General features: G+C 52.6%; 1 protein-coding gene (only partly in view). It reads right to left on the bottom strand.

Annotation, left to right across the window (positions count from 1 at the left end; all coding sequences use genetic code 11):
* Window positions 1-15,459: the 5' portion of a non-ribosomal peptide synthetase gene (locus tag AAC854_RS01780; RefSeq protein ID WP_340615636.1), read on the bottom strand. The gene continues 7,353 nt to the left of window position 1, outside the view; the window shows 15,459 of its 22,812 coding nt (coding positions 1-15,459); the start codon lies at window positions 15,457-15,459; the stop codon falls past the left edge of the window.

The raw sequence follows: 15,459 nt of genomic DNA, 5'->3' as shown, positions 1-15,459 counted from the left end.
GCCGGCAACCCCAAGAGGCGCAGGTTGGCCTTGCCTGTCCAGAATATAGATCCGGGTATTAGAGATCGGTTGACCGATAGGGATTTTAATTTCACTTTCGTCCCATTTATCTTCTATGAAAGGTATTTCATAGGTGGTGGCAAAAGTGGTTGTCTCCGTTGGCCCGTAGACATTCAGTAAATGTTGTGGCGGATGTTCAGCTTTGAGGCGAATGGCTGAATGGGTATTAGTTTGTTCACCACCGAAAAGCACATAACGTAAGCCAGATAATGATGGCGCAATCAAATCCGCATATTGGTTAAACAGTGTCGTGGTGAGGAATAGCGCACTGACCTTTTCCGATATCAGGCACTGACTAAACCGGGCGGGTTGCAGCAGGGTTTTTTCCGGAATCAACAGAACCCGCGCCCCATGAGCCAGAGCAGACCACACTTCCCAGGTCGCGGCATCAAATGAAATATTGGCACAATGGGCAATGCAGTCATCAGGCCCGATATCAGCAAAGCGATTATTGATAATCAGGCGAAGGACACTGCGGTGCTCGATCATCACGCCTTTTGGCTGACCGGTTGAACCCGAAGTGTAAATCACACAGGCCAGATGACGTGATGTCAGGCCTCGTGCCTGAACATCCGGATTGTCAGTCGGTTGTGTCATCAGGAACGGCGCCTGAACATTGAGTTCATCACCCATGACATCATCGTTCAGTAAAGTATCAAGTAAGATCGTAGGCAACGCGCTGGTAAGCTTATCAATCCACTTAGTTTGGGTCAGTAAAGCCACAGGGGTTGCATCCCTGAGCATATAAGCCAGTCGTTCAACCGGATAGGTCGGGTCGAGAGGGAGATAAGCCCCGCCTGCCTTGAGGATAGCCAGTAAGCCGATTACCATTTCCAGACTACGTTCGGTACAGATTGCTACGCGATCATCCGGACGCACACCTAACGTAATCAAATGATGCGCCAGACGATTAGCGCGTTGGTTCAGCTCGTCATAGCTCAGTGTCTGGCCTTCGTAAATCGCAGCGGTAGCATTGGGGCGTTGTAATACCTGAGCCTCAAACCGCTGGTGGATCAACGCATCTTGTGGAAAATCTGCCTGAGTTGTGTTGAAGTCCTCCAGCAGTTGTTGCCGTTCGGCTTCCGGTAAAACCGGAACATCCAGAACCCATTGTTGCGGATTGTGAACCAAAGCATCGATCAACCCTTTGACGGCAGTCGCCAGATAGGCGGTGACTTGATCCGGCGAGATTTCAGTGACGGTCAGCGCAGTAAGTTGGAAACCGCTGCCTAAATCATCCACTGACAGCGTAATGGGATAATTAGTCCGCTCTTTGGCAGTGAGCACGCGCATATCTGCCCATATTGTGCCAGTCTTATCTCCCTGACCGGTTTGACTATGGCGGTAATTCAGCAACGCACTGAACAGCGGCATCGGTTGTGCCACGCCACTGCACCGTTGTGCCAATGCCAATGGTGCCTGCTCATGTTCCAGCAATGTTGTCAGGTTGCGATAGGCATCCTGCACAATTTCCTGCACATTGCGTCCGCTCAGGGAAATTCGCACAGGCAGGGTATTGATGAACATCCCCAGTGTTTGATTAGCACCCGCGACACCTTGCAGGCGGCCCAAAAGTACGGAGCCGAAGACGACATCATCACGACCGCTGGTTTTTGCCAGTACCTGAGCCCAGGCGACATGGAATAATACGCTGGGGCTGACGCCCAGACGGCGTGCCTGAATGCGGACGGCTTCTGCCAGATCGGGACTGAGTGAAAGCGTGGCTTTTGCTACGGTTTCACTGTCTTCGGGTAACTCCCTGTGCTTTGAAATAGCTTTTGGCATGGTGAGAACACCAAACGGAGCCGTTGGTTCGTCGATATCGGCGAGTTGTTCGCGGAAGTAAGCTTCATGTACTGAAACCGGTACACTCAGGGTTTGGGCAATAAAGTTGCGATAGGGCACGGCAACAGGCAATGCCTCAGTATTTCCCTGTAGAATCTGGTCAATTTCCGCGAAGATAAGTTCCAGCGTCATATGATCGCTGACGACATGATGAAAACGCAGGGCCAGCAGCCACTCATTTTGGGCCGAATTGTGAGCAATATCAGCCGCGAACAAGGGAGCCTGAGTCAGATCGATACGATGCCGGCGCGGATCAGTGTGAGCCCGCAACTGGGTGGTAACATCATCTCCCGTCGTCGGGGTAAACACATTGATGGGCAAAAGTGCCTGACACCAAACCACCTGAACAGGTTTTGCCAGATCCTGCCAGCAGACCGCGGTGCGCAGGATATCATAGCGGTCGATAACTTGTTGCAAAGCACCCAGAAAAGCATCAAGGCGCTCGCGGGTATGAAAGGCAAGTAAGACTTGTAACAGATAGTCATCACCTTGTGTCTGTAACAGGTGATGGAACAAAATACCTTCCTGCAACGGGGCCAGCGGATAGATATCCTGAACATTAGCCGCGCCATCAGGAATATTACTGATAATGGCGTCAATCTCAGTCTGGGACAGGGAAACCAGTGGCAACATATCAGGCGTGATAGCGGTACAGCCATCAGGGATTGGGTTAGGCGGTACGACAAACGCGTCGGCATCACGCTGAGCCGCTTTTGCCATATCAGCAAGCACCGGTGTAGCGAACACACTGCGAACATCAAGTTGCCAACCACTGCCACGCAATTCTTCAATGAGGCTGACGATCATCAGCGAATGCCCGCCCAGTTCAAAGAAATGGTCGTGGCGGCTGACGTGTTTCAGCCCTAATAGATTTTGCCAGATCTGGGCAAGAGCGATTTCTGCTTCACCGATTGGCGATTCATAGTGATTTGCGACCAAAGCGGACACATCAGGCGCAGGAAGCGCCTGACGATCAAGCTTGCCATTGGGTGTCAGCGGAAAAGCCTCAAGCGTGACAAACGCGCTGGGCAGCATATACTCCGCAAGATGCAGGGAAAGTTGCTGGCGTAGTTCAGCCGGAAGTAGTTTAACGCCGGTCTGGCAACACAAATAAGCGACCAGACGTTTTTGGTTCGGCTCATCTTCGCGAATAAGGACGATAGCTTCACGCACGCCTTGGCATTGCACCAGTTTGGCTTCAATTTCGCCAAGTTCAATCCGGAAGCCCCTCAATTTGACCTGAAAATCATTGCGTCCGAGGTATTCAACATTGCCATCAGCACGCCAGCGTCCAAGGTCACCGGTTCTGTACATGCGGGCATCAGGTTCTGAAGAGAATGGATCAGTAAGGAAACGTTCCGCAGTCAGTTCGGGGCGGTTCAGATAGCCACGGGCAACGCCGGCACCTGCGATATAGATTTCGCCGGTTACTCCGACAGGTACAGGCTGGCCCTCAGGATCAAGGATATAGATTTGGGTGTTGGCAATGGGGCGACCAATAGGTGGCGCGCTTTGTTCCTGACTGTCACACAGATACATCGCCGCACAAACTGTAATTTCAGTAGGGCCATAAGCGTTCAGCATACGCCGTCCTTCTGACCAGCGTTTAACCTGTGAAGCTGGGCAGGCTTCACCACCCACGAGCAGCGTTTCCAGTGTTTCAGGTATGGCATCCATGGCTGCCAGTGCCGTTGGGGACAGAAGTGTGTGTGTAATGGCCTGCGTTTCTAACACCTCCTGCAATGCAGGGCCGGGTAAAAGATGAGTACGGCGGGCAAGATGGAGACGAGCGCCACCCAAAAGTGCCATGCAGCATTCCCAGATACTGGCATCGAAACTGTTTGAAGCAAATTGCAGGATACGGCTGTCTGGTGTGATCGCTAAGGCATCCTGCTGTGTCGTAATCAGGTTACTTAAGCCGCGATGTTCAACCATGACCCCTTTAGGCAACCCTGTGGAGCCGGAAGTATAGATGACATAAGCCAGATGGCGGGATGTCAGCCCTAATGCCTGAGTATCCGGATTGTGGGCTGGCTGTGAAGCCAGTAGTAAGCCTTGGCTATCGAGCAGTATCACAGGGACTGAATCGGGCAGTTTGCCGGCCAGCGTTTCTTGTGTCAGCAATACTCCCGGTGCCGCGTCCTCAAGCATATAAGTCAACCGCTCAGCGGGATAGGCAGGATCAAGCGGCACATAAGCACCTCCGGCTTTGAGGATAGCCATTAAGCCGACCACCATTTCCGGACTGCGCTCGACACACATCGCTACGCGGTCATCCGGGCGAACACCCAGTGTGAGCAAATAATGGGCCAGACGATTAGCGCGGCAGTTTAATTCCTCATAGCTGAGCGCCTGCCCCTCAAATACGACGGCAATGGCATCGGGAGTGTTTGCCGCCTGAGCTTCAAACAGTTGGTGGATCAGCGCGTCTTGTGGGAAATCAGCCTGAGTGGTATTCAAGTCCACCAGCAGGTGTTGCCGCTCCGATGCGGGTAACATCGGCAAAGTGGCAATGGATTGTGTTTCATCAGCCACCATTGCAGCTAACACATTGTTCAGGTAACCGACCATACGTTCAATGGCTGCGGAATCGAACAAATCAGCGGCATAAACCAGATCACCCACTAAACCGGTTTCAGTTTCAGTCAGTGACAAGGTTAAATCAAAATGAGCACTGTAATGCGTCTGTTCAACCGGTGTGAACCGGAGGTCCGGTAACGTCAGCGTTTGAGATGGCGTGTTGTTCAGGGCCAGCATGACCTGAAAGATTGGACTATAGCTCAGGTTACGCTCAGGCTGTAGGGCTTCCACCACTTGTTCAAAGGGCAGATCCTGATGGGCATAGGCCGCGAGTGCCCGTTCACGAACCTGACTGAGCAGTTCAGAGACACTGATGGAATTATGCAGCGAGACACGCAAGGCCAGCGTATTGACGAAGAAACCCATTAACCCTTCAAGTTCATGATGGGGCCGGTTAGCGACCGGTGTGCCGATGACGATATCATCCTGTCCGCTGAGGCGGGCAAGGACGATACTCCAGCCAGTCAGCACAGCCATAAACAGGGTGCTGTTATGGCGCTGTCCGAATCCTTTCAGTGATGCCAATAGCTCCCTGTCAAAATGGACAGGAACCCGGCCTCCGGTGAAGGATTGTACTGTCGGGCGCGGACGGTCAGTCGGCAGTGCCAGTAAGGCCGGAGCCTCTTCAAGCCGGGCGCACCAGAAATCGCGTTGTGTTGTCAGGGCCGTTTCTTGCAGCCAGTGACGCTGCCAGACGGCATAGTCAGCGTATTGAATGGGCAGGGGCGGCAAGGGATCGCTTTCACCATCAAGGGCCGCACGATAGAGGGTGCTCAACTCGCGCATCAGCACACTGATAGACCAGCCATCAGAGATAATATGATGGTGGGTGAGCAATAAAACATGTTCCTCGTCTGTCAGTTGCAGCAAATGGCCCCGGATCAGCGGGCCTTGAATAAAATCAAAAGGTGTCTGGGCTTCAAGCGAGACAAGCTCAGTCATCCGGCGATGACGTTCTTCTGGTGTCAATGGGCGCAGGTCTTGATAAGACAAGGTAAAGCCAGTATCAACAGGATCGATTTGCTGGCAGGGTTGACCTGCAACCAGCACAAAACGGGTATGTAAGATTTCCTGTCGGGCGACCAGATTATCAAGTGCGTGGCTCAGTGCCTGATGATTGAGTTGCCCCGTAAGGCGCAATGCCACGGGAATATGATAGGCCAGACTGGCTGCCTGATCGAGTTGACTCAGGAACCATAACCGCTGTTGAGCAAAGGAGAGCGGTAGTGGCTTATTTCGCTCAGCCACAGGAATTGTTAGCGGAGCGGTTGTCGAAGCGTCAGTAAGCGTTTGAGCCAACTCCATCAGAAGCGGTTGGTCAAAGAGTTGCTGTAGTGACAACTCCCGCGCCAGATCCTGACGAACATGCGCGACGAGTTGGACAGCCAGCAGTGAATGACCACCCAGTTCAAAGAAATGGTCATGGCGGCCAACCTGTTCCAGTCCCAGCAATTTTTGCCAAATCCGGGCCAGTGCAATTTCTGTCTCACTAACAGGCGCTTCATAGCCGCGCGCGATCACAGCCGATAAATCAGGGGCTGGGAGTGCCTGACGATCAAGTTTGCCATTAGGTGTCAGCGGGAAAGCCTTAAGCGTGACAAAAGCACTCGGTAGCATATATTCCGCAAGATGTCTGGCGAGTTGCTGACGCAGTTCAGCCGGAACCAACTCAATGCCATCCATCGGTTGCACATAGGCGACCAGACGTTTATCGTCACGGACGACCACAACCGCGTCGCGCACGCCATCACATTGCTCAAGTTTTGCCTCTATTTCACCCAGTTCAATCCGGAAACCCCGCAGTTTGACCTGAAAATCATTGCGACCGAGGTATTCGATATTGCCATCGGACAGCCAGCGGCCGAGGTCACCGGTTTTGTACATGCGGGCATCTGTATCTGAAGAGAACGGATCGACGAGGAAACGTTCTGCGGTCAGTCCGGGCTGGTTCAGATAACCGCGGGCAACGCCAGCGCCGGCAATATGAATTTCACCGGTCGCCCCGAGAGGAACCGGTTGCCCGTAGGGATCAAGGATATAGATTCGGGTATTCGCAATCGGACTGCCAATGGGAATAGAACGAGTCACATCAACGGGTGAGGTAATCGCATAGGTTGTGGCAAACGTGGTAGTTTCCGTCGGGCCATATCCGTTAATCAAACAGGCAGGCCGCGATTCAGCCAACTGAACATGCTGTATCTTTTTGGGGTCGAGTACATCACCGCCGACAAGCAGGTAACGCAACTGCCCGAACAGGGGCTTGAGCGCATCAAGGTACTCATTGAATAAGCCCGCCGTCAACCAGAGCGCAGTGACTTGCCCCTTGATCAGGGAATCGCAGAAACGCACCGGATCAAGCAGTACGGATTGTGTAACAACATGCAGACGCCCGCCATTGAGCAGGGCAGACCAGATTTCCCACGTTGATGCGTCAAAAGCAATATTGGCGCAGTGGGCAACACAGTCATCAGGGCCAATATCAGCAAAACCCCCGTTGATGATAAGGCGAAGCACATTGCGGTGTTCGACCATCACCCCTTTAGGCAATCCGGTGGAGCCTGATGTGTAAATCACGTAGGCCAGATGGCGTGATGTCAGATTCAGTGCCTGAATGTCCGGATTATGCGCCGGTTGTGTTGCCAGAAACGATTCTTGTACATCAAGCAACACAGCAGGGATATGGCTGCCCAGTTTGTCCACATGGGGTGTTTGAGTCAGCAAGGCTACTGGCTCTGCATCCTCGAGCATATACACCAGCCGTTCGGCCGGGTAAGTCGGGTCAAGCGGCAGATAAGCCCCACCCGCCTTAAGAATGGCGAGCAAACCCACAATAAGTTGCGGACTACGCTCGACACAGATCGCCACCCGATCGTCAGGACGTACGCCCAGTGTAATTAAATGATGGGCCAGACGGTTAGCACGACGGTTCAGTTCGTCATAGCTTAATGACTCGCCTCCAAACACGACGGCGATCGCATCGGGATGATGTTGTACTTGGACTTCGAACAGTTGGTGGATTAAGGCATTTTGTGGGAAATCCACCTGCGTGGCATTAAAGTCCACCAATAATTGCTGTTGCTCTGCCGCTGGCAGGATTGACAGCGCTTGAATCAACTGTTGCGGATGATGAGCCAACGCATCGACCAGACCACGAATGGCGGTCATCAGATAAGTGGTAATGCGTGTTGGATCAATACGGGTGACTGTTTGCGCTGTGAGGCGGAAACCGACGTTCGTATCATCTACTGTCAACGTGACGGGATAGTTAGTCCGTTCTTCAATAGCGATAATACGCATACCTATCTGGGGCATCTCAATAACGTCCGTCTCATTAAGTTGAGTGTGACGGTAATTGAGTAACGCACTGAACAGTGGCATTGGCTGCGCTACGGCGCTGCAACGCTGTGCCAGCGCCAGTGGTGCCTGCTCGTGTTCCAGTAGGGCCGTTAAATTGTGATAGGTGGCCTGTATCACATCCTGCACACGATGACCGGTGAGAGAAACCCGTACCGGCAGCGTATTGATAAACATCCCCAGTGTTCGGGACGCGCCCGCACCGCCCTGTAGACGGCCTGACAGCACAGAACCGAAAACAACCTCGTTGCAACCGCTGGTTTGTGCCAGCACTTGCGCCCAGGCGACATGGAATAATACCCCCGGACTGACGCCCAGACGGCGGGCCTGAGCGCGGATCGCTTCCGCAAGGGCAGGATCGAGCGAGAGATGCGCTTCAACGATAGGTTCATTATCATCCTGCATTGAAAGGACACCGAAGGGCGCGGTCGGGGTGTCGATATCAGCAAGTTGAGTACGGAAATACGCTTCATGCAGATCTGTCGGCACATTCAACGTCTGGGCAATAAAGTTCCGGTAAGGGAGTGCCGCAGGCAGTGCTTCGGTTTGCCTTTGTTGTATCTGGGCAATCTCAGCAAAAATCAGCTCCAGAGTCATATGGTCGCTGACAAGATGATGGAAGCGCAGGGCCAGCAGCCATCTGTCTTGTGCGGGATCATGGGCGATATCCGCGGCAAACAGCGGTGCCCGGCTGAGGTCGAGACGGCTTTCACGTGGGTTAGCATGGGCCTGTAATTGAGATGGCACGTCATCCGCCGTCGCTGGCGTGAACACATTGACATGCAGCGATGCCTGACGCCAAACCACCTGAACCGGTTTGACCAATTCCTGCCAGCAGGCGGCGGTACGCAGGATATCGTGGCGGTCAATGACTTGTTGCAGGCCGGACAGGAAAGCATCAAGGTCGCTGTGGGTATCAAAGGCGAGCATGCAATGCAACAGATAGGTATCGCCTTGCGTTTGTAACAGGTGATGGAACAGAATACCTTCCTGTAGTGGTGCCAGAGGATAGATATCCTGTATATTGCCGGCCCCGCCGGGGGTTGCTGCGACGATCGCATCAATTTCAGCTTGGGAGAGTGATACCAACGGCAGCATATCAGGTGTAATGGCGGTGCAACTGTCAGTAATACGGTTAGGCGGCACAAAGAAGGTATCAAAATCTCCCTGAATCGCCTGTGCCATTGCAGACAGTACGGGAGCAGAAAACACACTGCGAACGTCAAGTTGCCAGCCGAGGCTGTACAATCGTTCAATCAGGCTGACAATCATCAGCGAATGGCCGCCCAGTTCAAAGAAATGGTCATGACGGCCGACTTGCTCTAACCCCAACAGATCTTGCCAGATTTGCGTCAGCGCAGTTTCCGCCTCTCCGATCGGGGCTTCATAGCCGCGAGCGATAACAGCGAAGGCATCCGGAGCAGGAAGCGCCTGACGATCAAGTTTACCGTTAGGCGTTAACGGGAAAGCCGCTAACGTCACAAAGGCACTGGGCAACATATACTCAGCAAGATGTTGGGCAAGTTGTTGGCGCAGTTCGTTGGGAAGTAACTCAACACCCTCCTGTGGACGTAAATAGGCGACTAATCGCGGCTGTCCGGACTCATCTTCACGGGAAATAACCACCGCTTCGCGCACACCGTGACACTGCATCAGTTGCGCTTCGATTTCACCCAACTCAATACGGAAGCCGCGTATTTTGACCTGAAAGTCATTGCGGCCAAGGTATTCGATATTGCCATCAGACAACCAGCGGCCGAGGTCACCGGTTTTGTACATACGTGCATCGGGTTCGGAAGAGAACGGATCGGAAAGGAAGCGTTCGGTGGTCAACTCAGGGCGATTCAGATAACCGCGGGCAACCCCCACGCCGGCGATATGGATTTCACCGACAGCACCAAGTGGCACCGGTTGACCATAAGAATCAAGGAGATAAATCCGGGTATTGGCAATCGGGCGGCCGATATGGCTGTCAAATCCCGTTGCACGGTTCATTCGTGCCCACGTTGAATACGTTGTCGTTTCAGAAGGGCCGTACAAATTGCATACATTCTGGACATGGGTGTGGGCAAATAAGTGTTCAACAACGTGTGATTTCAGGGCTTCACCAGCTAAATTGATGGTTCGGACGCTCATGGGTACTGCATTAACTTCAATCAGTCTTGCGATAGCCGATGGCACGGTGTTAATCAGGCTGATGGACTGTTTTGTGATGGCTGATTCTGCGTTAACCAGCGACAACACATCAGGGACAAGGTGCACTGTACCGCCAGAGAGCAAAGGGGAAAAACATTCGTACACAGCCAGATCAAAATTCAGCGAAGTGGCAAACAACGTGTGTGCCAGTTCCGTCGGGCTGAACACTTGTTGTGCCCATGTCAGGAAATTCACGGTATTGCGGTGTTCGATTGCCACCCCTTTGGGCAGACCGGTAGATCCTGATGTGTAAATAACATACGCCAAATGGCGTGAAGTCAGCCCCAGAACCTGCATATCGGGATTGTGGTCTGGCTGTTCTGTCAGGAATGGTGTTTGGGGGCCGAGTATATTATCGAGCAGAACCTTGGGTACAGGGCTGCTCAGCTTGTCGATAAGTGCCGTTTGGGTCAGTATCACCACCGGTGCTGAATCTTCCAGCATATACGCCAGCCGTTCGGTGGGATAGGCCGGATCTAACGGCACATATGCCCCGCCGGCTTTGAGAATGGCGAGCAGGCCAACCACCATTTCGGGACGGCGCTCAACACAAATGGTCACCCGATCATCCGGGCGTACCCCCAATGCAATCAGATGATGGGCCAGACGATTGGCGTGACGGTTTAATTCGTCATAACTGAGCGTTTGGTTTTCACATATAACGGCTGTTGCAGCAGGGCATTGAGCCGCCTGAGCTTCAAATAGCTGGTGGATCAGGGCATCTTGCGGGAAATCGGCGCGGGTGGCGTTGAAATCCACCAACAATTGTTGCCGCTCCGATTCTGACAACATCGGTAAACGCGCAATGGCTTGGGTTGTATCGGTTGCCATTGCTGCCAACACTCGTTGTAAATAGCCGACCATACGCTCAACGGTGGCGGAATCGAACAGATCAGACGCATACTCCAATCCGCCAATCAGGCCAGTGTCGGTTTCAGTCAATAACAACATCAAATCAAAGTGTGCGCTATGACTTACCTGTTCAATGCGTGAGATCTGTAAGCCGGACGAAGTCTGCTCTTGAACCGGCGTATTGTCCAAGGCCAGCATCACCTGAAAAATGGGGCTGTAGCTGAGACTGCGTTCAGGCTGTAACGTTTCTACCACTTGCTCGAAGGGTAAATCCTGATGGGCATAGGCGGCGAGTGCCTGCTCCCGGACTTGGGTAAGCAGGTCAGCAACGCTGAGGTCATCACTGAGCCGGACACGCAAAGCCAGCGTATTGACAAAAAAGCCCATTAACCCTTCAAGCTCACGGTGTGGGCGATTGGCGACCGGCGTACCAATCACAATATCATCCTGACTACTGAGTCGGGCAAGGACAATACTCCAGGCTGCCAGTACCGTCATAAATAAGGTGGTGTTATGACGTTGTCCAAGTGACTTAAGTGATGTCAGTACGTTGGCATCAAGATGGAAGGGCACCTGACTGCCAACATAAGTTTGTACCGCCGGGCGTGGCCGATCAGTGGGAAGTGACAATAGGGCTGGTGCATTTTCGAGTTGTGCATACCAGAAATTCCGTTGTTCTGTAAGGTTGTCTCCCTGCAACCATTCACGCTGCCAGACAGCATAATCGACATATTGAATCGGCAAAGGCGGCAAGGGAGCGTCATAGCCGTTGAGGACGGCATGATAGAAAACATCAAATTCGCGTACTAATACACCAATAGACCAGCCATCAGTAATAATGTGATGCAGGGTGAGCAATAACACATGTTCTTCGTCGGTCAATTGCAACAATTGACCACGAATAAGCGGGCCTTGAGTAAAACCGAAAGGGGTTTGCGCCTCAAGGTCAGTGAGTTTGGTGATATGGCTGATGTGCAGAGCCGGATCGAGCTGACGCAGGTCATGGCTGGACAGGGCAAAACCAATATCAGCGGGATCGATGTGTTGGCAGGGTTGACCTTCCACCAGAACAAAACGAGTCCGTAAGCTCTCGTGGCGGGCAACCAGACGTTCCAGTGCGGTCGTCAGGGCGTGGAAGTTAAGTTCACCAGTCAGACGCAATGCCACGGGAATATGGTAAGCCAGACTTGCCGCCGGATCGAGCTGACTCAGGAACCACAAACGCTGTTGGGCAAAAGATAATGGCAATGGCTGGCTGCGGTCAGCCACGGCAATCATGGCCTGAGTGGTTGTGGCCGCCTCGGTAATGGTATGCGCCAACGCCATCAGAACAGGCTGTGCAAAGAGCTGTTGTAGCGGCAACTCCCTAGCCAGCGTCTGACGTATGCGAGCTACGAGCTGGACAGCCAGCAGGGAATGACCGCCCAGTTCAAAGAAATGGTCATGACGGCCCACTCGCTCTAATCCCAGCAAGTCTTGCCAGATTTGCGCCAAAGCGATTTCCATTTCACCGACCGGTACTGCATAACCGCGCGTCACCACGGCAGATGAATCCGGGGTAGGCAGTGCCTTACGGTCAAGTTTGCCGTTAGGCGTTAACGGGAAAGTCGCTAACGTGACAAAGGCGCTGGGCAGCATATACTCCGCCAGATGTTCGGCGAGTTGCTGACGCAGTTCAGCGGGAACCAGTTCAACCCCCTCCAGTGGACGCAGATAAGCGACCAGCCGCTTCTGGCTCCCTGTTTTTTCATAATCCCCGACTTGTTCATAAGACGTATCTTCGCGGGCGATAACTACTGCTTCACGTACCCCATGACACCGCATCAGCCGGGCCTCAATTTCCCCCAATTCAATACGGAAGCCACGTAGCTTGACCTGAAAATCATTGCGGCCGAGGTACTCGATATTGCCGTCAGACAGCCAGCGGCCGAGGTCGCCGGTTTTGTACATGCGGGCATTCGGATCGGCGGAGAAGGGGTCGGCAAGGAAACGTTCGGCAGTGAGTTCGGGGCGGTTCAAATAACCACGGGCAACCCCCGCACCCGCGATATGGATTTCTCCCGTTATGCCAGGGGGCACCGGCTGACCATACTCGTCAAGAATATAAATCCGGGTATTCGCTATCGGGCGGCCGATGGGAGGAAGCGTTGACCACTGTTCAATGTCCTTGCCCAAGGTATATGACGTTACGACATGGCTTTCTGTCGGGCCATAGTGATTATGTAACTGGCAGTGACCAGCCCGTTGCAGGAACCGCTGAATGGCGGGTGTAATACGTAATTGCTCACCGGCAGTAATAATATGAGCCAGATAAGAAAAATCGTCCTCACTGTCACTGGCGGCTTCCGCAAGGTGCTGGAGGGCAATGTAGGGAAGAAAAATACGATCAACCTGTTTTTGCCGGATCAGCCGCAGGAACTGTTGAGGCTCCCGACGCATGGCTTCATTAATCAGAATCAGGCAGCCACCTTCACACAGGGTGGTAAAGATTTCCTGAAAAGCAACATCGAATCCCAGTGCAGCAAATTGCAGGGTTTTACCGGTACCGGTGGGAGTTGAAGGGGAATGTCGGTGCCAATGCAGCAAATTTGATAACGCTGCAAGCGGCATTTCTACCCCCTTGGGTAATCCGGTTGAACCTGACGTGTAGATCACATAGGCCACATGATGTGATGCCAGCCCCAGAGCCTGAGTATCCGGATTATGAGTTGGCTGTTCAGCCAGATAAGGTTGCCGGGTATCCAGTAATACGGTTGTGTATCCGGCATCAGGTACGGCACCGTTCAGGGTTTCAGCGAGGGCCGTCTGGGTGAGTAATGCCACCGGAGCCGAATCCCTGAGCATATACGTCAGCCGTTCGGTCGGGTAGGCGGGGTCGAGCGGAACATAAGCACCACCGGCCTTGAGAATAGCGAGTAACCCCACCACCATCTCCAGACTGCGTTCAACGCAAATCGCCACCCGTTCATCCGGTCGAACACCCAGCGCAATCAGATGATGCGCTAAACGGTTGGCGCGGCGATTGAGTTCGCCATAGCTGAGTGTTTGTTCTGCAAACATCACGGCTGTGGCATCAGGCTGCTGTGCAGCCTGCGTTTCAAACAATGGATGAACTAAAGCATTTTGCGGGTAATCCGCCTGCGTGGCATTGAAATCCACCAACAATTGTTGGTGTTCTGCCAGTGGTAATATCGGTAGGTTGCGGACCTGAGTCTCCGGAGACGTGAGGGCACCTTCTATCAGTGTCATCAGGCGGGATTGGAGCGCGATGGCTTCGGCACGACTCAGATAATCGGGTGAATAATCAAACTCAAGTGTGTAAGGTTTATGGGCATCTTTACTGTTGGCGAAGGCGTATTGATGGATTGCAACGACGAGAGGGAATGGGGCACCACGTTGTATTTTTGAGTATTCGAGAGTGGTGTTTGGCATACTGGCATTCACTTCGATCTGCTCAAATGACAGCATGATATCGAATAATTGAGTTTGCCCGGTCTTTTGTTGGGCCTGTATGTGCCGGTTCAGCTCTGCAATCGGTAAACGCTGACGTTTATAGCAACGACGCAATTCTGCTGCGGTTTTTCCCATCACATCGAGGAAAGTATCATGCGGGGTGACGGTAATACCGACGGGAATAACGGATGAAAACATCCCTGCCATGCGTCTTTGTTTGACGTTTTTACGGTTGTGCACGGGGATGCCAAGAACAATTTCCTCAACATGGCTGGTGCGTGAGAAGTAACTAGCCAGAACGGCATACATAAAATGCAGGACAGATAACCCTTGTGCGGCCACAAGATCTTCAATTCGCTGATAAATCGCCTTATCCAGTTGCCAAATTAAAGGTTCAGGGTGTTCGTGTTCTGTTATTTTGTTTGAATTTGATGGTTGAATTAATGCGGGCGGTAAATTTTTATAGCGTTCCAGCCAAAATTGCCGGTCTTGTCTATAGCGTTGTGAGTTCAGGTAAGCGATGTCCTCCTTAATAAAGTCGAGATAAGAGGGAACCGCTTCGGTGAGTTCCTCACCTTTGGCTAAGTGACTATAAGTGTTGGCTATCTCTTCGGGGATAAGTCCTAACGTTATCCCGTCAGCAATCAGGTGGTGGCAACTGAACTGCCAGTACCAGCGGTTATCATTCACCCGCAGCAGCTCAAAGCGCCATAGTTCACCATTCAAATCGAACGGACGTATCAGGGCTGCCCGAATATGTTGCTCAGCAAGTTCTTCTGAATTGGCATGACCAGAGAAATCATGAATTGTTACGGAAACGGGCAAAGTGTCTGTCAGTTCTTGCAGTGGTAATTCCTGGGTATTAACGAGTCGTAAGCGCAATCCATCATGACGATTAACAACGGTTTCAAAGGCGCGTACTAACAGCGCTTCATCCAGCTCCCCCTCAATGAGAATAACTGAACCAAGATTGTAACAGGTGCTGTCAGGGCGAAGAATCTGGTCAAGCCAGACGACTTGCTGGGGAGAGCTGAGGGGAAATAGGTGAGAGGGGGAGGAAGAACAATTTTCAGACGAAAGTTGATTTTCGTTGTTAATGCGATTGCATGACATAGACAT

Source organism: Xenorhabdus entomophaga (assembly GCF_037996725.1).
Taxonomy (GTDB): domain Bacteria; phylum Pseudomonadota; class Gammaproteobacteria; order Enterobacterales; family Enterobacteriaceae; genus Xenorhabdus; species Xenorhabdus khoisanae.
The sequence above is the reverse complement of the archived record's forward strand: the minus strand, read 5'-3'. Positions and strand labels throughout refer to the sequence as shown.